This is a genomic window from Janthinobacterium sp. JC611 (assembly GCF_018682595.1).
GTDB lineage: Bacteria > Pseudomonadota > Gammaproteobacteria > Burkholderiales > Burkholderiaceae_D > Janthinobacterium.
In genome coordinates, this window is record NZ_JAFLJN010000003.1 from 517,155 (window position 1) to 539,756 (window position 22,602).

General features: G+C 63.0%; 17 protein-coding genes. 8 read left to right on the forward strand and 9 right to left on the reverse strand.

All coding sequences use genetic code 11. The features are described from left to right. Positions 1-160: 160 nt before the first annotated feature. The 4 genes from J0O65_RS05270 (at position 161) to J0O65_RS05285 (ending at position 6,483) form a co-directional block, all read left to right on the forward strand. Entirely contained in the window at positions 161-4,627 is a 4,467-nt protein-coding gene (locus tag J0O65_RS05270; RefSeq protein WP_353056155.1) for a PAS domain-containing protein, read from the forward strand. Beyond that, positions 4,624-5,547 (forward strand): diguanylate cyclase domain-containing protein, encoded by a 924-nt coding sequence (locus J0O65_RS05275; protein ID WP_215404764.1) that lies wholly within the window; start codon positions 4,624-4,626, stop codon positions 5,545-5,547. The genes J0O65_RS05270 and J0O65_RS05275 overlap by 4 nt, the downstream gene beginning before the upstream one ends. Positions 5,548-5,711: 164 nt before the next feature. After that, positions 5,712-6,035, forward strand: a complete 324-nt coding sequence (locus J0O65_RS05280) for a type II toxin-antitoxin system TacA family antitoxin (RefSeq protein ID WP_215404766.1) — start codon at positions 5,712-5,714, stop codon at positions 6,033-6,035. Then, on the forward strand, positions 5,989-6,483 hold the full coding sequence (locus J0O65_RS05285) for a GNAT family N-acetyltransferase (RefSeq protein WP_215404768.1): 495 nt from the start codon (positions 5,989-5,991) through the stop codon (positions 6,481-6,483). Before J0O65_RS05280 ends, J0O65_RS05285 begins: the two co-directional genes overlap by 47 nt. A 24-nt stretch (positions 6,484-6,507) precedes the next feature. On the opposite strand, the gene J0O65_RS05290 is transcribed toward J0O65_RS05285, so the two are convergent. From J0O65_RS05290 to J0O65_RS05310, 5 genes are all read right to left on the reverse strand, one after another. After that, complete coding sequence (locus J0O65_RS05290; RefSeq protein ID WP_215404770.1) at positions 6,508-6,963, reverse strand: MaoC family dehydratase; 456 nt, start codon at positions 6,961-6,963, stop codon at positions 6,508-6,510. Beyond that, complete coding sequence (locus tag J0O65_RS05295) at positions 6,956-7,453, reverse strand: MaoC family dehydratase (RefSeq protein ID WP_215404771.1); 498 nt, start codon at positions 7,451-7,453, stop codon at positions 6,956-6,958. Before J0O65_RS05295 ends, J0O65_RS05290 begins: the two co-directional genes overlap by 8 nt. Continuing rightward, complete coding sequence (locus J0O65_RS05300) at positions 7,450-8,595, reverse strand: acyl-CoA dehydrogenase family protein (RefSeq protein ID WP_215404773.1); 1,146 nt, start codon at positions 8,593-8,595, stop codon at positions 7,450-7,452. The genes J0O65_RS05295 and J0O65_RS05300 overlap by 4 nt, the downstream gene beginning before the upstream one ends. 16 nt (positions 8,596-8,611) lie before the next feature. After that, on the reverse strand, positions 8,612-9,802 hold the full coding sequence (locus J0O65_RS05305) for an acyl-CoA dehydrogenase family protein (protein ID WP_215404775.1): 1,191 nt from the start codon (positions 9,800-9,802) through the stop codon (positions 8,612-8,614). 388 nt (positions 9,803-10,190) lie between these two features. Continuing rightward, positions 10,191-10,985: an ankyrin repeat domain-containing protein gene (locus tag J0O65_RS05310; protein ID WP_215404777.1), complete on the reverse strand. Its 795-nt coding sequence runs from the start codon at positions 10,983-10,985 to the stop codon at positions 10,191-10,193. A gap of 433 nt (positions 10,986-11,418) precedes the next feature. Between J0O65_RS05310 and J0O65_RS05315 the strand changes: the two genes are divergently transcribed. Next, on the forward strand, positions 11,419-12,387 hold the full coding sequence (locus tag J0O65_RS05315; protein WP_215404779.1) for an IS1595 family transposase: 969 nt from the start codon (positions 11,419-11,421) through the stop codon (positions 12,385-12,387). Here J0O65_RS05315 and J0O65_RS05320 read toward each other — a convergent pair. Next, positions 12,340-12,495 (reverse strand): Sir2 family NAD-dependent protein deacetylase, encoded by a 156-nt coding sequence (locus tag J0O65_RS05320; RefSeq protein ID WP_215404781.1) that lies wholly within the window; start codon positions 12,493-12,495, stop codon positions 12,340-12,342. The genes J0O65_RS05315 and J0O65_RS05320 overlap by 48 nt on opposite strands. 66 nt (positions 12,496-12,561) lie before the next feature. Beyond that, complete coding sequence (locus J0O65_RS05325; protein WP_215404783.1) at positions 12,562-14,151, reverse strand: aspartate:alanine exchanger family transporter; 1,590 nt, start codon at positions 14,149-14,151, stop codon at positions 12,562-12,564. 439 nt (positions 14,152-14,590) lie between these two features. On the opposite strand from J0O65_RS05325, the gene J0O65_RS05330 reads away from it, so the two are divergent. Both J0O65_RS05330 and J0O65_RS05335 read left to right on the forward strand, forming a co-directional pair. Further along, complete coding sequence (locus J0O65_RS05330; RefSeq protein WP_215404785.1) at positions 14,591-16,837, forward strand: SGNH/GDSL hydrolase family protein; 2,247 nt, start codon at positions 14,591-14,593, stop codon at positions 16,835-16,837. Between the two features lie 29 nt (positions 16,838-16,866). Then, complete coding sequence (locus J0O65_RS05335; RefSeq protein ID WP_215404787.1) at positions 16,867-17,451, forward strand: cohesin domain-containing protein; 585 nt, start codon at positions 16,867-16,869, stop codon at positions 17,449-17,451. Positions 17,452-17,659: 208 nt separating this feature from the next. Here the strand turns inward: J0O65_RS05335 and metE are convergent, their stop codons facing one another. Both metE and alaC read right to left on the reverse strand, forming a co-directional pair. Further along, positions 17,660-19,948 carry a 5-methyltetrahydropteroyltriglutamate--homocysteine S-methyltransferase gene (gene metE, locus J0O65_RS05340; protein WP_215404789.1) on the reverse strand — a complete coding sequence of 763 codons (2,289 nt, stop codon included), beginning with the start codon at positions 19,946-19,948 and terminating at the stop codon, positions 17,660-17,662. 308 nt (positions 19,949-20,256) lie between these two features. Beyond that, on the reverse strand, positions 20,257-21,474 hold the full coding sequence (gene alaC / locus J0O65_RS05345; RefSeq protein ID WP_215404791.1) for an alanine transaminase: 1,218 nt from the start codon (positions 21,472-21,474) through the stop codon (positions 20,257-20,259). Positions 21,475-21,782: 308 nt separating this feature from the next. Here alaC and J0O65_RS05350 point away from each other — a divergent pair, with 308 nt between their 5' ends. Next, entirely contained in the window at positions 21,783-22,466 is a 684-nt protein-coding gene (locus J0O65_RS05350) for a pentapeptide repeat-containing protein (protein WP_502793537.1), read from the forward strand. The last annotated feature ends 136 nt before the right edge of the window (positions 22,467-22,602 follow it).

Genomic DNA, 22,602 nt, shown 5'->3' on the forward strand with positions numbered 1-22,602 from the left:
CCATCACGGAAACTAGGCTTGTCAGAACAATCAATTTCGTCTAGCATCTTTTCATTCAAGGTCAGCCAGCGCCAGCGTCAGCCTGCCTGTCGTCTCATCCATTCTGGGAGCTTTCCGGGTGCAAGATTTGCCTTCGATACGCTCAAGAATTTCATGGCTGGTGCTCGCCTGGGTCATGCCGACGGCGCTCGTGTTCCTGCTGCTCGTGGCGCAAAGTTACACGCGCGAACGCGACCATGTCGTCAGCGAAACGGCGCAGGCGGCGCTGGCGGTCGCCGCCGCCATCGAACGCGACTTGAGCGGCGCCCAGATGGCCGCGCGCATCCTGGCCGCCTCGCCCGCCCTGCAAACGGACGATGTCGGCGCCCTGCGGACCCTGGCCGGCAGCCTGCTGCAGCCGGGCCTGGCCGTCAGTGGCTTCATCGTCTCCGACGCCAAGGGCCGCCAGTTGCTCAATACGACATTGCCCGCCGGCCAGGCGCCGCCTCCGCTGCCGCAAAAATGGGTCGCCAGCATGGAGCGCACGCGCGACCAGGGCAAGGCGCGGCTGACCAGCCTGGCAGAGACGCCCGACGGCGTGCCGCAACTGGCCCTGAACCAACCCTTGCCGCGTGACCAAGGTCCCGCCTATGTGCTGACGGCGCTGTATCCGCCAGACTACCTGTCCGTGCTGCTGCGCGAACTGCGCCTGCCGGCCTACCTGGACGCGGTCCTCATCAATGCCGACGGCATCAACGTGGCGCGTACCCTGACGCCGCAGCGCTATGTGGGCCAGCGCAGCGCGGCGCCCCTGCTGGAACGGATACGCCATGCACGCGAAGGCGTGCTGCGCCATGCCACCCTGGAAGGCATCGACGTGTATGCGGGCTTTCGCCGCGCCCCGGACGACGCCTGGACGGTGGCCGTCACCATGCGCACCAGCACGGTGGCGCAAGCCCTGCTGCGCTCCGTGATCACGGCTTCCCTCATCCTGGCGCTGCTGCTGGGCGCAGGCTTTGCCCTGGCCTGGCGCGTGGGCGGCCGCCTGGCCAGCACCCTGCAGGAACTGACGCAGCAGATCCACGCGCTGGCGCAGGGCAAACCGCTGCTCGCGAACCGGCACGCGGACCGCGAATCGGCCGACATGGCCAGCGCGCTGGGCGCGCTGGAACGCGACTTGCGGCGCCACCGCACGCAGCTCGAAAGCCTGGTGGCCGAACGCACGCTGGCCCTGGAAAAATCCACGCGCCTGCTGGAAACCGTGTATGCGACGGCGCCGATCGGCATGCTGTTCGTGGACCTGGACTTGCGCATCGTCATGATCAACCACTATCTGGCCGCCATCAACGGCGCCAGCGTGGCGCAGCACCTGGGCCGTCCCGTCGGCGCCATGCTGTTCGACGACGCCGTGCGCGCGGACGTGGAACGCCGCGTGCGCCAGGTGATCGGGACGGGTCAGCCCATCGTCGACATCGAATTGCAGGGTCATGGCGGCCAGCAGCGCGAGCAATTGAGTCACTGGATCGTCTCGTACCACCCGATCTTCGGCCCGGAACGGCAGTTGCTGGGCGTATCGGGCCTGTGGCTGGACATTAGCGAGCGCAAGCGCAGCGAAGCGGAATTTCGCCGCTCGAAACACCTGTTTGGCACCATCATCGAAAACATCCCGGCCATGGTCTTCGTCAAGCGGGCCGACAAGCTGAGCTTTGAAATGATCAACCGCCACGCGGAACTGACCCTGGGACGCTCGCGCGAGCAATTGCTGGGCAAGACCGACCACGATTTCTTCCCGCCGCAGCAGGCGTCGGCCTTCGTCAGCGCCGACCGCAAGCTGCTGGCCACGGGGCAGATGGTGGAAATCGAACAGGAGGCGATCAACACGGCCGACGGCACCACGCGCCACTTCACCACGCGCAAGGTGGTCTTGCGCGACGATGCGGGGCGCCCCAGCCACGTGCTGGGGGTGTCGATCGACATCACGGAACGCAAGCGCGCCACCGAGGTGCTGCACGCCACCACCTTGCGCCTGGAACAGAGCGAGCGCTTCATCCGCACCGTCACCGACAACCTGCCCGGCATGGTGTCGTACTGGGGTGCCGATTTGCGTTGCCGTTTCGCAAATAATTTCTATAACGAATGGTTTGGCCGCAGCAGCGCCGAGCTGGCCGGCATCCACATGTGCGAATTGCTGGGGCAGGAACTGTTCGACGCGTATGCGCCCCACGTGGAAGGAGTGCTGGCGGGCCGGCCGCAAAGCTTCGAGCGCGACCTGCTCGACCCCGCCGGCCAGGTGTGCCACACGTGGACCAATTACATCCCCGATGTCGACGACGGCGGCGGCGTGCGGGGATTTTTCGTGCTGGCCTCGGACGTCTCCGAGCTCAAGCGCACGGAATTGCGCCTGCATGAACTCAACGAGCAGATGGTGCGCGCGCGCGACAAAGCCGAGGCGGCCAGCATCGCGAAGAGCGAATTCGTCGCCAACATGAGCCATGAAATCCGCACACCGATGAACGCCATCATCGGCCTGGCGCGCCTGCTGGAAGAGTCGCCGCTGGAACGGCGCGAGCGCAGCTATGTCGGCAAGATCCAGATGGCCACGCAATCGCTGCTCAACATCGTCAACGACGTGCTCGATTTTTCCAAGATCGAGGCGGGCCAGCTGGTGCTGGAACAGCGCCGCTTCCAGCTCGAACGCATGCTGGGCAGCGTAGGCGTCTTGCTGGCCAGCAGCGCCTGGGCGCGCGGTGTGGAACCCGTGTTCGTGCTCGGCCCCGGCGTGCCTGACGAACTGATCGGCGACGCCCTGCGCGTGGAACAGATCCTCATCAACCTCGTGGGCAATGCCGTCAAGTTCACCTCGCATGGCGAAGTGGTGCTGACCATCAACAAGGCAGCCGAGGATGCGGCCGGCGTCACGCTGGAGTTTTCCGTGCGCGACACGGGCATCGGCATCGGCGCGGCCGAGCAGGAACGCATCTTCGACGCGTTTTCCCAGGGCGACACCAGCACCAGCCGCAAATACGGCGGCACGGGACTGGGGCTGGCCATCTGCCGGCGCATGGTGGAATTGATGGGAGGCAGCCTCAGCGTCACCAGCGCGCTGGGCCAGGGTTCCGACTTCCGCTTCAGCTGCCGCTTCGACAAGGTCATGCCGCCGTCCGAACCGCCGGGCAGAAGCGCGCCCCGGGAGCTGTCGCTGCTGATCATCGACGACAACGCCAGCGTGCGCGCCATGCTGGAAGACTGGTGCGCGGCGCAGGGCTGGCACAGCCGCAGTGCCGACGGCGGCGCGGCCGGCCTGGCCCTGCTGCGCGCCCACGCCAGCGGCGGGCCGGCGGCGGACATCGTCTTGCTCGACGCGGCCATGCCCGGCATGGATGGCATTTCCATGCTCACCGAGGCGCGCGCCGACGCGCCGCTGCCGCTGCCGCCCGTGATCATGCTGGTGGCCGACCAGGATAGCGAAAACCTCGAACGCCTGGCCGACAGCCTGATGCTGGCCGGCATCGTCTCGAAACCGGCCACCCCGGCGCGCCTGCTGGCGGCCGTGACGGCCGTGCGCGAGGGCCGCGGCACCCCTTCCGCGCTGCCCGTTTCCACGCCCTTGTCGGGTTTGCTCAGCGGCATGCGCGTGCTGCTGGTGGAAGACAATGAAATCAACCAGGAAGTGGCGCAGTACATTTTGCTGCACTCGGGCGCGCGCGTGGCCCTGGCCGCCAACGGCAAGCTGGCCGTCGACTTGCTCACCAACACGCCGGATGCCTGGGACGTGGTGCTGATGGATTTGCAGATGCCCGTCATGAATGGCTATGACGCCACGCTCGCCATCCGCGCCCTGGGCTTGCCGGATCTGCCCATCATCGCCATGACGGCCAACGCCATGGACGAAGACCGCCTGCGCGCCATCGCCAGCGGCATGAACGCGCATGTGGCCAAGCCCATCGATGTCGACGAGATGATCCAGACCCTGACCCGGCTCGTGCCCCTGGGGGGCGGCGACAACGCCATGCAGGCAGGCAACGCCGTCGCGGAAACGCCGGACCTGCCGGACACGGTGCCCGGCATCGACCTGGCGGCGGCCCTGCACCGCTTCGGCGGCGACTACGGCGCCTTCCTGGCCCTGCTCAAGCGCTTTGAAAATTCGCAAGGCGACGCCGTCGAGGAAACCCGGGGGCTGCTGGCCGCTGGCCAGGCGCGGCAGGCGGCGCAGTTGTTGCACCGCGTGTGCGGCGTGGCCGCCAACCTGGGCGCCACGCATGTCGCCAGCCTGGCCGCCGAGACGGAAAAAGCGCTGAAAACGGGGCAATCGCATGCCACGGCCGCCTTGCTGGGCCGCCTGGAACACGCGATGGCCGAAGTCATCGACGCGGCGCGCACCCTGCCCTCGCCCCTGCGGCGCGGGCATGCGGCAGCCCCCGCGCCCGGCGGCGTGCCGGTCGACTTGCGCGCCGGCCTGGCCGAGCTGCTCGTCCTGATCCACAACAATAACCTGAAAGCGCTGGCGCAATTCCACGCCCTGCACCCCGCCCTGCAACAGGCGGACCGGGAAGCGGCCCTGGCGATGGCGGACGCGATTGAAACGCTGGATTTTGCCGAGGCGGAAAAACTCGTGCTCGATCAGCTGAAACGAGAGGAAAACAAGTGAGCTGGACCAACCTTGCCATGAACGGGCGCATCCTCATCGTCGATGACGCCATGGAAAACATCCAGATCCTGCACCAGCTGCTGCGCGAGGAACACGACGTGCTGTTCGCCCTGAGCGGCGACAAGGCGCTGGAGATTGCGCATAATCAATTGCCGGACCTGATACTGCTCGACGCCGTCATGCCCGGCATGGATGGCTATGCCGTCTGCGGCGCGCTGCGCGAGTCGGCCGTCCTGCGCGCCATTCCCGTCATCTTCGTCACGGCCCTGAACCAGCCCGAGGACGAGACGCGGGCGCTGGAGGCGGGCGCCGTCGATTTCATCACGAAGCCGTTCAACGCCGCCGTCGTGCGCGCCCGCGTGCGCAGCCAGCTGACCATCAAGCGGCAGGCCGACGCCATGCGCGAACTGTCGCTGACGGACTCGCTGACGGGCGTGGCCAACCGGCGCAGCTTCAACGAGACGATGGACAGCGAATGGCGGCGCTGCGCGCGCGATGGCGCGCCGATGGCCCTCATCATGGCCGATATCGACCATTTCAAGGATTACAACGACACGTATGGCCACCAGGCGGGCGACCTGTGCCTGCAGCAGGTAAGCGCCGCCCTGCGCCGCTGCGCCGTGCGTCCGCCCGACCTGCTGGCGCGCTACGGCGGCGAGGAATTCATCATCCTGCTGCCGCAGGAAACGCGCGACGGCGCCGAAGTGGTGGCCCAGCGCATCCTCGACGAGGTGCGCGCGCTGGACATTCCCCACGCCCGATCGAGCGTCGGCCCGCACGTCACCGTCAGCCTGGGCATGGCCAGCGTCATGCCCACCGAAGGCATGGACCCCAGCGCCCTGATCCGCGCCGCCGACGCCCTGCTGTACCGCGCCAAGCATACGGGGCGGGACAGGTATTGCGCCTCGGACGGGGAGTGAGCCGGCAGGCTAGCCATCCATGGCGCAACAGCATCCGCCACTGCGTCAAAATGACGCAGCGTTTCCATTTTGACGCAAATCGACCTATACTGAAGATGGAAAACCAGCCGAAAACCAAAAGTTGACATATCGATGCACGCGTTCAGCCGCGAAAGGCACTACCTATGAGCACAACGGAAACCAGCGACAGGATCACCAACCGCATCCCTCAAACCATCACACTGAAGCTGCAGGAGGCGGCGGCATTAACCGGCGCGACACTGAATCAGTTCATGGTGCAAGCCTCCCTTGAAAAGGCCGAAAGGATCATCGATCGGGAAAAGACCATTCATTTCTCGAAGAATGACGCTGCCATGATCATTAGTTTGTTGGATAACCCCTCCCCACCCAATGCTGCGCTGATGCGGGCGTTTGAGAAATTCAAGCAAAGGGAAATTGACAATGGCAATCAGAATAGTCCCGCTGGAAACGGTCCACGAGGTAAGTGACTTTGACTGCGGAAATCCTGAGCTGAACGTCTTTCTGCAGGTGACAGCAGGACAACATCAACGAAAATCCATCTCCAGGACCTATGTCCTGGTTGATGATGGTGCGCCCATGGACGTGATGGGTTTCTATACGCTGGCGGTGAGAAGAATGGTGGCCAAAGATACTTTGCCACCGGAGATTGCCAAAAGAATGCCGCGCGAGGTGCCCGGATTCTCGCTGGCCCGACTGGCGGTACGCAATGACATGAAAGGTCGCGGACACGGCGAGTATCTGCTATGTCATGCGCTGGACCGCGCAGCGCGCGTCGCCGGCGAAATTGGCGGATATGCGCTATTTGTCGATGCCAAGAACGACACAGCGACGGCATTTTACAGAAAATACGGCTTCACGCCCTTTCCGGACAACCCGCTCATTCTATGCATGCCGTTTGCGCAGGTGCCGCGCTAAACCTGGCAAGCCCGTCATTTCCCGTCAGGGATAACAGCGCATCAAAAACTCCGCCACGCACACGGGTTTCACATCGCCTTCGCGTTCCATGGTGACGGCCCAGTTCACCTGCGCGCCTTCCGGTACGTCCTCGACGGAGAGGATGTCGAGCCGCGCGCGCAAACGGCTGCCGACGGGCACGGGCGCGGGGAAGCGCACTTTATTGAGACCATAGTTGATGGCCATGCGGATGCCGGCCATGTGCAGCGCCCCCTGCAGCATGGCCGGCAGCAGGGATAAGGTCAGGAAACCGTGCGCCACAGTGCAGCCGTACGGCGACTCGCGCGCGCAACGCTCGGCGTCCACGTGGATCCACTGATGGTCGTCCGTCGCGTCGGCAAAGGTGTCGATGCGCTGCTGGGTGATGGTGAGCCAGTCGGAAACGGCCACGTGCTGGCCCGCCAGGGCCTGGAAACCGGCGATGCCGGCGATATCACGCATGGCCCTGCTCCTCTTGCTCCACCGGGCGGCGGCCGAACATGCCCATGCCCTCCACCGTGGTGACCACTTCGCCATGCTGGTTGCGCACGCTCCACACGGAAATGACGATGCCGCGGTCCGGTTTCGACGTCGACGGGCGCACTTCCTTGACCTGGTAGCTCAGGTGCAGGGTGTCGCCCGCGCGCACGGGTTTCAACCAGCGGATGCTGTCCAGGCCGGGCGAGCCCATGCTGGACGAATGCTTGAGCAGATTGTCCACCACCAGGCGCATCATCATGCCGCAGGTGTGCCAGCCGCTGGCGATGACGCCCTTGAAGATGGTCTTTTCGGCGGCCGCATGGTCGACGTGAAACGGCTGCGGGTCGAAATCCGTGGCGAAGGCGATGATTTCCTTCTCCGTCACGTGGCGCTGGCCCAGGTCGATTTCCAGGCCTTGCGTGAAGTCTTCGAAATACCAGTGCTTGGGTTTGATTCCGGTCAATGCGGTCATGCGGTCTCCGTCGGCAAGAAGCCCGGCTGGGCGATAAAGCGCGCGATATGGTGATCCACGTCGCCCAGGGTCAGGGCGATCATGCTCAAACGCTTAAAATGGTGGGCGGCAGGCAATTCATCGGTCACGCCCATGCCGCCATGCAATTGCACGGCTTGCTGGCCGACGAAGGTGGCGGCCAGTCCCACCCTCGCCTTGGCGGCGGAGACCGTGCGGCGGCGATCTACCGCGTCGGCGCTGTCGGCCTTGGCGGCGGCCAGCATGGCCATCGAACGGGCCTGCTCCAGGTGGATGAACATGTCGGCCATGCGGTGCTGCAAGGCCTGGAACTTGCCGATGGGCGCGCCGAACTGCTGGCGCGTCTTCAGGTAGTCCAGGGTGGCGGCGAAGATGGCGTCCATGGCGCCCACGGCTTCCGCGCACAACAGGGCGGCGCCATAGTCGAGCGCCGCGTCGAGCACGGGCCAGCCCTGCCCCGCCTGGCCGATGAGCGCGTCGTGGCCCAGCACCACTTGCACGAGGGTGACGGTGGCGGCGCGCTGGCCGTCGATGGTGCGGTAGTCGCGCACGGAAACGCCGGGTGCGTCAACGGGCACGAGGAACAGCGCAATGCCGTCCGTGTCATCTTGGGCGCCGCCGCTGCGCGCCGAGACGATGAGAGAGCCCGCTTGCGCACCGTGGATGACGACGGTTTTCTCGCCGTCCAGCACGAAACCGTCGCCGCTGGCCTTGGCCGTGGTGGCGATGTCGTGCAGATCGTGACGCGACTGCCGCTCGCCCAGCGCGCAAGCGAGCTTCAGGCCGCCGCCGGCGACCTGTTCCAGCACGCCGTCGTGGCCACCCGCCAGAGTCAAAAAGCGCGCCCCCAGCACGGTGGCCAGATACGGTTCGACCACCAGGCCGCGGCCCAGTTCCTGCATCACCAGCAGCATGTCGACGGCCGTGCCGTCGAAGCCGCCCACGGCGGCGGGCAGCGGCAAGGCCGTCATGCCCAGCTCGGCCAGGGTGGCCCAGGCCGCGTCGGACGTCCCCGTGGCCGAGTGGACGATCTGCTTGCGCGTTTCAAACGGGTAATCCTTGTCGACCCAGCGCCTGAGCGCATCGGCGAATTGCTGCTGTTCCTGATTAAAATGGAAGTCCATGTCGTCTCCTTCTGCCTTACAGGCCCAGAATCATCTGCGTGATGATGTTTTTCTGGATTTCATTCGAGCCGCCATAGATCGATGTCTTGCGGTAATTGAAGTAATACGCGGCCAGCGGCGCGGCCAGGTCGTCGCCGCCTGCGCCGTGCGGCGCGCCGCCGTCGAGGTAATCGGGGTCGAAGGGCAAGGCTTGCGGGCCGATGGCTTCGACCATCAGTTCCGTCAACTGCTGCTGCAATTCCGAGCCGCGCACCTTCAGCATCGACGCCTGCGGTCCCGGCCCCTTGCCTTCCTCGCTGATGACGCGCAAGACCGTCATTTCCAGCGCCATCAATTCGATTTCCAGGGTAGCGACCTTGGCCGCGAAGGCGGGATCGTGCAGCAGCAGCGCACCGCGCTTGGTTTGCTGCATGGCCAGTTGCTTGAGGAAAGTCAGTTCGCGCTTCGAGCGTCCCACGGCGGCGATGCCCGTGCGCTCGTGCCCCAGCAGGTACTTGGCGTAGGTCCAGCCCTTGTTTTCCTGGCCCACCAGGTTGCTGACGGGCACACGCACATTGTCGAAGAAGACTTCGTTCACTTCATGTTCTTCATCGAGCATGATGATGGGACGCACGGTGATGCCCGGCGTTTTCATGTCGATCAACAGGAAACTGATGCCTTCCTGCTTGCGCACCGTACCGTCCGTGCGCACCAGGCAAAAGATCATGTCCGCGTGCTGGCCCAAGGTGGTCCAGGTTTTCTGGCCATTGACGATGTAATGGTCGCCGTCGCGCTCAGCCGTGGTTTTCAGGGAAGCGAGGTCGGAACCGGCGCCCGGCTCGGAATAACCCTGGCACCACCAGTCGTCGCAATTCAAAATGCGCGGCAGGTAGTAGGATTTTTGTTCGGCGCTGGCGAACGCCATGATGACGGGCGCCACCATGTTGACGCCAAACGGCAGGATGGGCGGCGTGGCGGCGCGCGCGCACTCGTCTTCCCAGATGTGGCGCTGCACGGACGTCCAGCCCGTGCCGCCATATTCGACGGGCCAGGCCGGCGCGGCCCAGCCTTGCTGCGCGACTATCTTGTGCCAGCGCACGTAATCGTCGCGGTTCAGGCGCAAATGCTGGCGCACCTTGCGCTGCAAGTCCGCCGGCAGATGGGTGTCGAGGAAGGCGCGCACCGTGTCGCGGAACGCCATCTCCTCAGCCGTGTATTGCAGGTCCATGTCTGTCTCCTTGTTCTTATCGGTTGCCGTGATGCCTGCACGCAAGGAAGCTCAGCGCACAAAAAAGCACGACCGTTCTCAAGGATTGTACAACAGATTGGGAGCGGCGCCAGGGGTTTCACGCGGGCTGGCGCGGCAAGGGGGAGTGGCTGGGATAGGCTGGAATCGGTAGGCACCGGCAAAACTCGCCAGTAGATGGCCAGCGGCCGAGGCTAGCAATTTACCGCGCCGGAGTCACAGGATGTCCCCCGAAGTAGCCATCCCGTGCAATGCCAGGCATTCCGTCGCTTCGCCAACGTGGCGGCAACATTGCAAAGGCCGTCGAATCACTGCGAGCACCAAGCCGATTCTTCTTTCTTCAGGGGGCCGGGAATCGCATAAGCATGATCTATTTCACACGCAATTCATCCATGGCCCGATACACCCTCCCCCATACATCGCGATTTTTAGCGATTTGCAATGGGGTCAAACCGTCAATGGCCGGCGCATTGATATCCGCGCCGGATTCAACCAGAAATTTCACGAGCAAGACATTTACTCCGTCCGCGGCGTAGTGGATGGGTTGCCAGCCATTCTTATCCTGGGCATCGATCTTCGCGCCGGCCTCCAGTAATATTTTAACAACCTCCTCATGTCCCATGGTATGGCTGCGTTCATATCCCTTATTCACAGCAAAATGGATAGGCTGGATGCCCTTCTTATCAGCATGATCAATTTGCGCACCGGCTGCCAACAGCACCTTGACCGCCTCTGCATTTCCGCTGTAACAGGCGCCGAATAATGCTGTCTTGCCTTCATTGTCAGTGGCGTTCACATCCGCAGAAGCGCCAATCAGCATCTGCAGAACCTCCAGGTTGCCTTTCCTTTCAGCGGCATGCATGAGGACAGTATTTCCTTGCTTCCCGCTTTTTTGGTTGACATCGGCTCCAGCATCTATGAGCGTCCTTGCCAGCTCGGTGTAGCCGCGCATGGCGGCGAAATCAATGGCGCGCGCCCCGTACTTATTGGCGGCATCGACGTGGGCACCTTGCTGCAGCAGTCGTAGCACTTCTTTGGTGTCACCCTTGTAAGCCGCTTCATTGAGATCATTGTCAAGTGATACGTCTGCATAAACGGCAGACGATACAAACGCCAAGCATGACAGCATTACCGCGACAATTGACCTTATTTTTGACACATTCATATATTTTCGTTTTCCTTGAATTAATATCCGTACGGCAAATCACCGACACTGCCAAAATTATTGCGTCAATAAATTATTGCACTGTGGAATTATTGCATTCTACGCAATACTCACGTGTGTGTCCATCGCCAACATGGCAGGCTCAGTTTGCGTACCCGGAGGTGCGTGACAGGACGGCCTCAGGGGCAGTCCCTGCCTTGCCATCAATGCGCGAAATGAAGCTGCCTCCCTGTCCACAGGGGCGTCGCTTGCCGATATGCGATACGCAGGCCCGAAGTCGGCTTCAGGGCGACAGTGCCTGCCATAGGGACTGGCAAGCTGTTCCCACGCATACGTTTTCCAAGGCTCTGTCATCGGCAAGTAGGGGACATGCCGGAATCTTCGCTTGGCTGTGCTGTCTGACTCTGCATACCCACCACTCCGGGAGCAGATCATGCAGCCAGCCGAATGGATCAGCTTTATCGCGCAGTTTGCGCAGTTGAACCGGCGCCAGCGGCAGGCAGGCATGGCCCTGCTGCGTGGCAGCACGCCACACGACGCGACCGTCGCGCTGCTGGAGGGCGTGGCGCAGCCGCGCTTGGCCTGTCCCGCCTGCCACTCGCCCCATCTGCACCGGCATGGCCATGCGCACGGCTTGCAGCGCTACCGCTGCGTACCTTGCGGGCGCACCTTCAATGCCTTGACGGGGACGCCGCTGGCCCGCCTGCGCCATAAATCGCTGTGGCTCGATTATGCCGACTGCCTGCTTGCATCGGATTCCGTGCGCAAGGCGGCGCTACAACTGGGCGTACACCGCAACACCACATTTCGCTGGCGCCACCGATTTTTATCGTTGGCAAAAACGGACCGGCCGCATGGCTTGCATGGCATCGCCGAGGCCGACGAGCTATATGTGCTGGAATCGGAAAAGGGGGCCAGGCAGATGACGCGTCCGGCCCGCCGCCGGGGCGGCCATGCGCAACGGCGCGGCATCTCGAACGAGCAAGTCTGCATCCTGGTGGCGCGCGACCGCACGGGCCAGACGCTCGATTTCGTCGCCGGCAAAGGCGCGCTGACGAAGGCGCAGCTGCACCGCTGTTTGTTGCCCGTCATCGACAAGGATATCCTGCTCGTCACGGATGGCCATGCCGCCTACCGGGCGTTTGCCAGCGAGGCGGGTATCAGCCATGAGGCCGTCAACCTGCGCGCCGGCATCCGTGTGCAGGGCGCCGCGCATGTGCAGAACGTCAATGCGTATCACAGCCGCCTGCGCGAATGGTTACGGCCGTTTCACGGCGTGGCCACGCGCTACCTGCCAAACTACCTGGGATGGCGCTGGATACTCGACGCCAGACGCATCCGCTCACCCGAAATGTTATTGAAAGCAACGCTGGGGGCATTCCCACATTTGACGGTGGCATAGCCTTTTCCAAAGACCATGGGAATCGCGGAAGATGGGCAAGCCGCTTTCCGCGCTGATGCCCGAACCTGAGCGAACCACAATCTTATCGGGTTGCACTTCTGGCTTCATATCGCCTGAAGAAAAGTATAAAAAAATAACAATCTGGCGCGTTTAGCAGATCCACTCACCGCCGAATCACCCATACAAATGCAGCAGCACCTGCACGGCGACGATCTTGACGATGGTCATGCTGGGGAAAATCATCGCGTAGCCGAGGTTGGGCCGGTCCGACTTGGCCAGGCGGTTGGCGAACACCAGCACGGCCGGGTTACCCGTGGCGCCGGCCGCGATGCCCAGCAACTCGGGGAATGGCAGGCGCAGGAAGACCTTGCCCAGGATTACGACGAGGGCCACCACCACCAGCACCGTGGCGGCGCCCAGCACCAGCATGGGCAAGCCATCGGCGCCCACCTGCTGCACGAAGGGCAAACCGGACGCCATGCCGACGGCGGCGAGGAAGATCGTCAAGCCATAGTTGCGCATGACCAGGTTGGCCGACAGCGGCAAGCGCCAGCTGATCCTGCCCACTCTGCCGAGGCGCCCCAGGATCAGCGCCATCACCAGCGGGCCGCCCGCCAGGCCCAGGCTGAACGAGCCTATCCACGGCAAAGGGATAGGCACCAGACCCAGCAATACGCCCAGCACCATGCCCATGCCCAGCGACACATAGCTGAACTCGGCCGTGGCCGTGATGGAATTGCCGAACAGCTTGCGCACGTCGGCCGCATGTTTCGCCGGCGCGATGGCCATCACCCGGTCGCCGAATTCCAGGGTCAGGAAGGGATGGGGCAGGATCATGGCGTCGCCACGGCGTATGAACGCGATCTGCAGGGGAAAATCCTTGGACAGCTTCAGTTCACCCAGGGGCACGCCGACGATTGCCGCGTCCGACACGAACACTTCCGTGCCGTCGAACACGCTGCGGTCCTTCATCAACCGGCCCGGGTCCAGGTGGCCCAGCGCCGTGCGCGCCGCTTCCACGCCCGCCACCGTGCCCGACACCATCAGCGCATCGCCCACGCCAAGCACCAGGCCAGGATCGGGCAAGCGGTTCTGGTGGCCCTGGCGCACGCCGATCACTTGCACGCCCGCCAGGGGGCCATCGGCCAGTTCGGACAGGGCCGCGCCCGCCAATTTGGCTTCATCGATGGTAATTTCGGACACGACGATGGGCGCCGGCGGCGGCGTCAGCACGGGTTTTAATATCCGCCCGGCCAGGTACAGGCCCAGCATGGGGCCGACGACGCCGAACGGATACGCGACGGCATAGCCGACGGCCGCGTCGCCATTGCCGTGCGACGCTTCCAGCGCCGCCTGCAGGGCGGCCGTGCTGGTCATGGCGCCGGCAAACACGCCGCTGGCCATGCGCAGCGAGATATCGATCCACTGCCCGCCCCAGACGGACACGGCCAGGCCGCCCATGACGGCGGCAAAGGCGATCAGGTTGTGTTTTTGCCCCGCGCCGCGCAAGCCGGCGAAAAACTGCACGCCATACTGCACGCCGATTCCATACAGGAACAGCAGCAAGCCGATGGAGCCGACCATCGGCGGCGGCACGGCAGCGGGAGCGAACGCGCCCAGCGCCAGCCCCGCGAACAGCACGCCGCCCACGCCCAGCGAAAAGCCGAACACGCTGATGCGCCCCAGCGCATACCCAGCGCCGATGACGAGAAACAGGGCGAGGATGGGCGTCGACTCCAGCGTGTGACGAAATAATTGAAGCATCAGGCAACCTTGGTCTGGGGAATGCCCAGTTTAGCATGCACAAAAGCAACACCATGTCTGGATAACAAGCAAGCGTGCGCAGCGACATGCACCGTAAAAAGGCAAAAAAAAGCCCGCTGCGGGAGCGGGCTGAATCTAATTCCTGTGAGGAAGTAGAGGAGACAGGTGCAATCATGCCGCATCGCATCATATAAATCTAATTGTATGTTGTGATGATAGAAATATGCTTTATCAATATCTGACCAGGCAGGGCCAGGTTCCCGAAGCGGATTTCTTTACACTTCCTGCGAACTGGCAGGTTGGGCCGAATAAATAGCCTGAAAAATCAAGCACCTGCGGAGCATGGCACATGACTTGCGTGGCTCTGCCTGGCGCACCAGCCCAGCAGATCGCTAGACCTGACGCCACTTCGATGCCATGCAGCCCGTCCGGAGGATTTATGCCCCGCAATTTCCCACTCAAAGCCAGCATGTTTTCCTGGATGCGGCAGATCTTGCGCACTTTTATCTTGTTGTGGTGGCTGTGCGCGGCATCGCTCGCCGGCGCGGACGAGCCGCCACTGCCAATCAAAGTAATGCCGCTGGGCGATTCGCTAACGGCCGGCTATCCCTTGCGGCCGGAGCGCAGCTACCGGCTGAAGCTGCTCACCGACCTGCTCGCGGTTGGCAAGAAAATCGACTACGTCGGCGCCGGCCATGACCCCGCCGACCCGCCCAATTACCTTGCCCATCAAGGCGCTGTGGGCGCCACGGTTGACAATATTACCGGCACGGCTGCATGGAACACCTACAAGCCGGCCATCATCCTGCTAATGGCCGGCACCAACGACTTCAGGCAGGTCGACATCAGCAGAGGAGGTCTCGGAGGCCTGGGCACGGTCGCCCTGGGCAGCGCGCTTGCTACGCTGATCAATAAAATCAACAAGGACTATCAGGACCGCGGACAGAAGGTGGAAATCTTTATCTCATCCATCCCGCCGATAGGCTATCCCCGCGAAGGCACAGGGCCGACGGTAACGCGTACCCTGCTCGATTACCTGAAAGCACAGGGACTCTCCTTTGAAATAGTCGGCGGCCAAAGCGGCGCGGTCGATCAGGCGAAGTTCACCAGCGCGGTGACCGCCTTCATTGGCCGCAGAAAACTGAACCCTGATCCGGGCAGTATCTTCAAGGCGGCCGATGCGGACGGCGATGGTAGCCTGACGGCGACCGAGTACGAGGCTGCGCTTCGCTTGCTGGGCGAATTCATTGTGAACAAATACATCAACGACTACAACAACGAGGTCCGCATACTGGCAACGGAGCACAGCAACACCCATTTTGTGGACGCCGGCTCGCAACTGACGCTGGCGGACTTCACGGATGGCACCCATCCGGCCACCCAAGAGGGTTATGACAAGCTTGCGCCCGCCTGGTTCGCCTCCCTGCAGGCATTTTTCGCGAGCAATACGCATTACTGGATCAATGGCAGCGGTTTCTGGGAAGACGGCAATAACTGGTCCGACACGCTGGACGGGCCAGGCGGCGCCGGCCAACCGACGGGCGGGACAGTGTATCTGTTGCAGCATGACGATATCGACCGGACCGTAACACGCGACAGCGCCGCCGCGCCGGCCCAACTGCTCGACCTCAGGATCGATGCCACCGGCGCCGGCAACATGACGCTGCGCGCGCACGCGGACCTGAACGCCATTCGGGCCGCCGTCGGCATTGCCGGCAAGGGGCGGCTGGAACAGACCGACGGAACCATGATCACGCCGACCCTGCTGCTCGGTGCAAGGGCGGGCAGTTCCGGCGCCTACGTGCTCGACGGCGTGGACTCCACGCTCAGGGCCGAGACGGAGGACATCGGCTTTAACGGCAGCGGCAGCTTTACGCAAGACAATGGCAGCAACGACGTGCTGCGCCGCTTGACCCTGGGCTACAGCGCTGGCGGTTTCGGCAGCTACACCTTGAACGAGGGTGTCCTGACAAGCAACGAAGCAGTGGTGGGCATGGATGGCACTGGCGTGTTCATCCAGAATGGCGGCACCCACCGGATCGAAGCCAAGGTGCCGATCGCCAGCGGGATGGAAGGCACGCTGAGCATCGGCGCCGGTCATAGCAGCTACACGCTGGCCCGCGGCGCCCTGAGCGCGAACTTTATCATCAACAACGGCACCTTCGACTATACGGGCGGCACACTGGAAGCCTGGTTCGGCAACAGCGGCGTGTTGCGGCTGCGTGGCGTACGCCAGATTATCGGCAATTTTTCCCTGTCGATGTTCGGCCAGATCCAGATGCCGGACGCCTTTACCAGTGGCACTCCGACGCGGCTCGAGGTCGCGAACGGTGCGGAGCTGGAGGGCAAGATCTACGTGACGCTGGCGCCCGGCGTCACGCTCCGGCCGGGCGACAGCACCGAAATCCTGCGCGCGGGCGGTGGCATCTCGCCAGTGCCGGGCGTGCTACGCCTGCCCGTGCTTCCCGGCAAACTCATCTTGCGCGGAGAGTTAGTCGAGCAGAACCACGCGCTGCGCATCACGGTTGGCGAAGTCAACTGTGCCGATGTGGAGCTGGTGCGTCGGATGCTGGGACAGCGCGGCCCCCTGCTGGACGGCGACGTCAACGACGATGGCGTGGTCGACGTGCGGGACCTGGCCATTATGGCGCACAAGTTGCCGGCAGGCGCCGCCTGCCCGTTTTGATCCAAACCGAACCTGAAGAGGAGCACGACATGACCACCCGACTGACATCGATTTGCCTCTGGGCCCTGGGGGCCTTGCTGGCCTGTACCATCCAGGCCAGCGCCGCTCCGCTCATCGACATCGAGCCCGAGACCCTGTTCGTGTCGCATAACCAAAGCTTTGGCGTCTACATCGTGATCCATGGCGCCACCGACCTGTTCGCCTTTCAGTTCGACATGTCGTTCGATCCCAGGCTGCTATCGGCCACCAGTGTCGCCGATGGCGGCCTGCTGTCCGTCGGCGGCCCTACCATCTTCTTTCCCGGCACGATAGACAATGTGGCGGGACGCATCTCGTTCACGCTGGGCACGCTGACCGGCAACCTGCCCGGCGTGAACGGCACCGGCGCCCTGGCGGGCATCGAGTTCCGGTCGCGCAACGCCAGCGGCATTGCGACGCTCAAGCTGTCGGACATCATCCTGCTCGATTCGAACCTGGCCGACCTCGACTTCGTTCCGCCGGTGCCCGCGCCGATCGCGGTGTTGCCGGAACCGGGCACGCTGGCGCTGCTGGCGCCCATGCTTCTGGGCATGGCCTGGGCGCTGAGGCGCCGCCACAATCGCTTATCGGCATGACCCGCTCTGCGGAGCGCCATCCTTTGCTACCGGGCCGGCAAAAAAAAGCCCGCTACGGGAGCGGGCTGAATCTATTTCCTTGGAGGAGATAGAGGAGACAGGTGCAATGATGCCGCATCGCAGCATCCGAATCCAATGGTATGTTGTGATGACAGAAATACGATTGTTCTATATCTGATCCATGCCGGCCTCCCCTGCCCCGCCATCCTCAGGCCGCGTGGTCGGCGCGCAAGGTTTTCGCCGCCGCCACCATGTTCGCCAGCGCAGGAATGACTTCTTTCCAGCCGCGCGTCTTCAGGCCGCAATCGGGGTTGACCCACAGGCGCTGCGCGGGGATGCGCTCGGCCGCCTTGCGCATCAGCATCACCATCTGTTCCTGGCTCGGAATGTTGGGCGAGTGGATGTCGTAGACGCCGGGGCCGATGTCGTTCGGGTAATTAAAATCGTCGAAGGCGTCCAGCAATTCCATGTCCGAGCGCGATGTCTCGATCGTGATGACGTCCGCATCCATGCCGGCGATCTGCGCGATAATGTCGTTGAATTCTGAATAGCACATGTGCGTGTGGATCTGCGTCTCGTCGGCCACGCCATTGGCGGCGATGCGGAACGATTCGACGGCCCAGCGCAGATAGTCGGCCCATTGCGATTTGCGCAGCGGCAAGCCTTCGCGCAGCGCCGCCTCGTCGATCTGGATCACGCGGATACCGGCCTGTTCCAGGTCCAACACTTCGGCGCGCATGGCCAGCGCCAGCTGGTGGCAAGACACGGAACGGGCCTGGTCGTCGCGCACGAAGGACCAGTTCAGGATGGTGACGGGGCCCGTCAGCATGCCTTTCATCGGCTTGTCCGTCAGCGACTGCGCGTAGGTGCTCCACTCGACCGTCATGGCGCGCGGGCGGCTGATGTCGCCGAACAGGATGGGCGGCTTCACGCAGCGCGAACCGTACGATTGCACCCAGCCGAATTGGCTGAAGGCATAGCCGTCGAGCTGTTCGCCGAAGTACTCCACCATGTCATTGCGTTCCGCCTCGCCATGCACGAAGACGTCCAGACCCAGGCTTTCCTGTTCCTGCACGCAATGGGCGATTTCCGCCCGCATCAGCTTTTTATAGCTGGCTTCATCGAGCTGGCCGCTGCGCAACTGGCTGCGCGCCTGGCGGATTGGCGCCGTCTGCGGAAACGAGCCGATGGTTGTCGTCGGGTACAACGGCAGTTGCAGCAGCGCAGCTTGCTTGGCGGCACGCTCGGCAAAGCCGCTGGCGCGCTGGCCCAGGCTGGCGTCGATGCGGGCCACAGCGGCCTTCACGTGCGGATTGTGCACGCGCGGCGACTGGCGGCGCGACTGCACGGCGGCGAGATTCGCGTCCAGCGCCGCCTGCACGGAGGCGCGGCCCTGGTTCAGGGCGCCGGCGAGGACGCGCACTTCATCGAGTTTCTGACGGGCAAAGGCCAGCCAGGAGCGGATCTCCGTATCGAGCTTTTGCTCGCTGTCCAGGTCGACGGGCACGTGCAGCAGCGAGCACGAGGGCGCGATCCACAAGCGCGATCTCAGGCTGGCGTAGACCGGTTCCAGCCAGGCCAGCACCGCGTTCAAGTCCGTCTTCCAGATATTGCGGCCATTCACCACGCCCAGGGACAACACGCTGGCGGCAGGCAACTGGGCGATGACTTGCTCGACTTCCTCGCGGGCGTTGACGGCATCGAGGTGCAAGCCCTGGACCGGCAATGTGCATGCCAGCGCCAGGTTGTCTTGCAGCTTGCCGAAATACGTGGCCAGCAACAGTTTGACGCTGTTGACCTTGCTCAAGGCCTCATAGGCCGTGAGCAGCGCCTGCCGCCAGGCGCCGTCCAGTTCCGTGACGAGGATAGGTTCATCGATCTGCACCCACTCCACGCCTTGCGCGGCCAGTTCCCGCAGCAGTTGCAGGTAGACGGGCAGCAAGCCTTGCAGCAGCGCCAGCTTGTCGGAATCGTCCTTGGCCTTGCCCAGCCACAAATAGGTGACGGGACCGATCAGCACGGGCTTGGCTTGCACACCGAGCTGGCGCGCTTGCGCCAGTTGCCGCAACAGGCGGCTGCTGTCGAGCTTGAATTGCGTGTCGGCCGCGAATTCCGGCACGATATAGTGGTAATTGGTGTCGAACCATTTCGTCATTTCGCCGGCGTGGACGCCGCTGCAATCGCTGTCGCTGGCCGAGCGGCCACGGGCCACGCGGAAATAGTTATCGAGCGCCGCGCCTTCCATGCCACGCACGCGCCGCGGCAGGTTGCCAAGCGCAAAGCTCAGGTCCAGCACCTGGTCGTAGAAGGAAAAGTCGCCCACCGGCGCCAGGTCCAGCGCGTTCTGGTCTTGCCAGTGGCGCTGGCGCAACTCGGCGCCCAGGCCTTCCAGCGCGGCCAAGGTGCTGTTGCCCTTCCAGTAGTCTTCCAGGGCGAATTTCAGTTCGCGTTTGGCGCCGATGCGCGGGTAGCCCAGATTGTGTGTCGTGACGGTCATGAAGGTGCTCCTTATGAAGTATGCACCCATCATAGAAGGTTCCAGCCATTAATAATAATGATGATATTTTATACATCCATGAATAATACTCATGTGAAATCACGTTCGAACGCATCTGGCCGACTTGCGCGGATCACGGGCAAAAAAAAGCCCGCTGCGGGAGCGGGCTGAATCTATTTTCTTGGAGGAAGATAGAGGAGACAGATGCATGATGCCGCATTGCAGCATATAAAACCACTTTATATTCGTGATGTCAGAAATACGCCGTAGTGATATTAGGGGCAACAGATCATTCCATGTAGCAACTTTTATGCCGCCGCTTCCGTTTTCCCGTCGCCGGAACGCAACATATTCTTGATGCCGCGCAAGGCTTGCCGCACCCGCGCCTCGTTTTCGATCAGGGCGAAACGCACGTATTCATCGCCGTATTCGCCGAAACCGATGCCGGGCGACACGCTCACCTTGGCTTTTTGCAGCAGCAGCTTGGCGAACTCCAGCGAACCCAGGTGGCGATACGCTTGCGGGATATGTGCCCAGATATACATCGACGCTTTCGGTTTTTCCACCATCCAGCCCGCCTCATGCAAGCCTTTGACCAGCACGTCGCGGCGTCGCTGGTACTGGGCGCAGATATCCGTCACGCAGCTTTGGTCGCCTTCCAGCGCGGCAATGGCCGCCACTTGCACGGGCGTAAAACTGCCATAGTCGTGGTAACTCTTGATGCGCGCCAGGGCCGCCACCAGTTCCGCATTGCCGACCATGAAACCGATGCGCCAGCCCGCCATGTTGTAGCTTTTCGACATGGTGAAAAACTCGACGGCCACGTCGCGCGCGCCCGGCACCTGCATGATGGACGGCGCCTTCCAGCCATCGAAGGTAATGTCGGCATACGCCAGGTCATGCACCACCAAAATATTGTGCTGCTTCGCCAGCGCCACGACTCTTTCAAAAAATTCCAGCTCCACGCACTGCGCCGTGGGGTTCGAAGGAAAGCCTAGCACCATCATCTTCGGTTTCGGGTAGCTTTCGCGGATGGCCCGTTCCAGTTCGGCAAAGAAATCCACGCCCGGGCCCATGCGCACCGAGCGGATGTCGGCGCCCGCGATCACGGCGCCCCAGATGTGGATCGGGTAGCTGGGGTTCGGCACCAGCACCGTGTCGCCCCGGTCCAACGTTGCCAGCATCAGGTGGGCCAGGCCCTCCTTCGAACCGATGGTGACGATGGCTTCGCTGTCCGGGTCGATGTCGACCTCGTAGCGCTTCTTGTACCAGTGCGCAATCGCGCGGCGCAGCCGGGGGATGCCCTTGGAGGCGGAATAGCCGTGCGTGTCGGGGCGTTTCACCGTCTCGACCAGCTTGTCGACGATGTGGGCCGGCGTGGCGCCATCGGGATTGCCCATCGACATGTCGATGATGTCCTCGCCACGGCGGCGGGCGGCCATCTTGAGCTCGGCGGTGATATTGAACACGTAGGGGGGAAGGCGATTGATGCGCGAAAAGCTGCGCGGAGCTTGGCTGTCGGTCATGATGATCTCTGTACGTAAGCGCCCGGAACCGTCCGAGCGACGTTGGCGCAGTGGCTGCGCCTGGGAAAATACTAACCCGGCTTTGTCGACATTGGCAAGGCCGATTCGGACAGGCTACAATACGCGCTGATCGAAAATGAGCGCACCGGTTGGTAACCCGGCAAGTGCCCGGCACCGTCCGGCATGCTCCCACCCACGCGGACCCACGGCGCTGACCCTTGGCTGCTACACCAGCCGGTGAGGTGTTCTGGTTCGTGCATTTTCCCGCCGCGCCATCCCTCCCCTGCGTCACTTTAGGAATGAGACGGATGGCAACACACGACACCGCAGCAACCGGCATGACCCTGGACCGCGCCGGCATCGAGCGGCAGCTGGCCCTGCCCGTGCGCCACTTCATCGATTGCGCCTTCGACGGCGAAGACCTGTCGCGCCTCGACTTGCAGGGTTGCACCTTCGAGCGCTGCACCTTTGCCGACACCAATATGTTCGCCAGCAAGCTGGCGCGCAGCACCTGGCGCCGCTGCCGCGCGGGCAGCGCCGATTTCGAATCCGTCGACGCCGTCGACGCCACGTTTGAAGGCTGCGACCTGAACAACACAAAATGGCGGCGCGCCAAGCTGGCCTCGGTCACCTACCGCGGCTGCAAGCTGACGGGCGCCTCGTTCGAGGAAGTGACGCACCTGGGCCTCACCTTCGAAGACAGCCTGCTGGTGGGCGCCGACTTGCGCGGCTTCTCCTTCCGCAAAGCCATACTCAAGCAACTCGATTTTTCCGACGCCTACCTGGCCGGCTGCGACTTCCGCGAAGCCGTCTTCGAAGGCGGCAGCCTGCGCAACGCCACCATCAAGCTGGCGAAGTTCCAGGGCGCGGACTTGCGCGGCGCCGATATCGACGGGTTCAAATTGAGCGAAGCGTCCTTGCTGAAAGGCGCCGTCATCACGCATGCGCAGGCGGCCAACTTCATGCGCGCGCTCGATCTCGTGGTGATTTGATGTAAAAAGGCAAAAAAAAGCCCGCTGCGAGAGCGGGCTGAATCTATTTCCTTGGAGGAGATAGAGGAGACAGGTGCATCTTGCGGCATCGCGGCATATCACGCCACTTTATATTCATGATGATAGAAATTCCTGT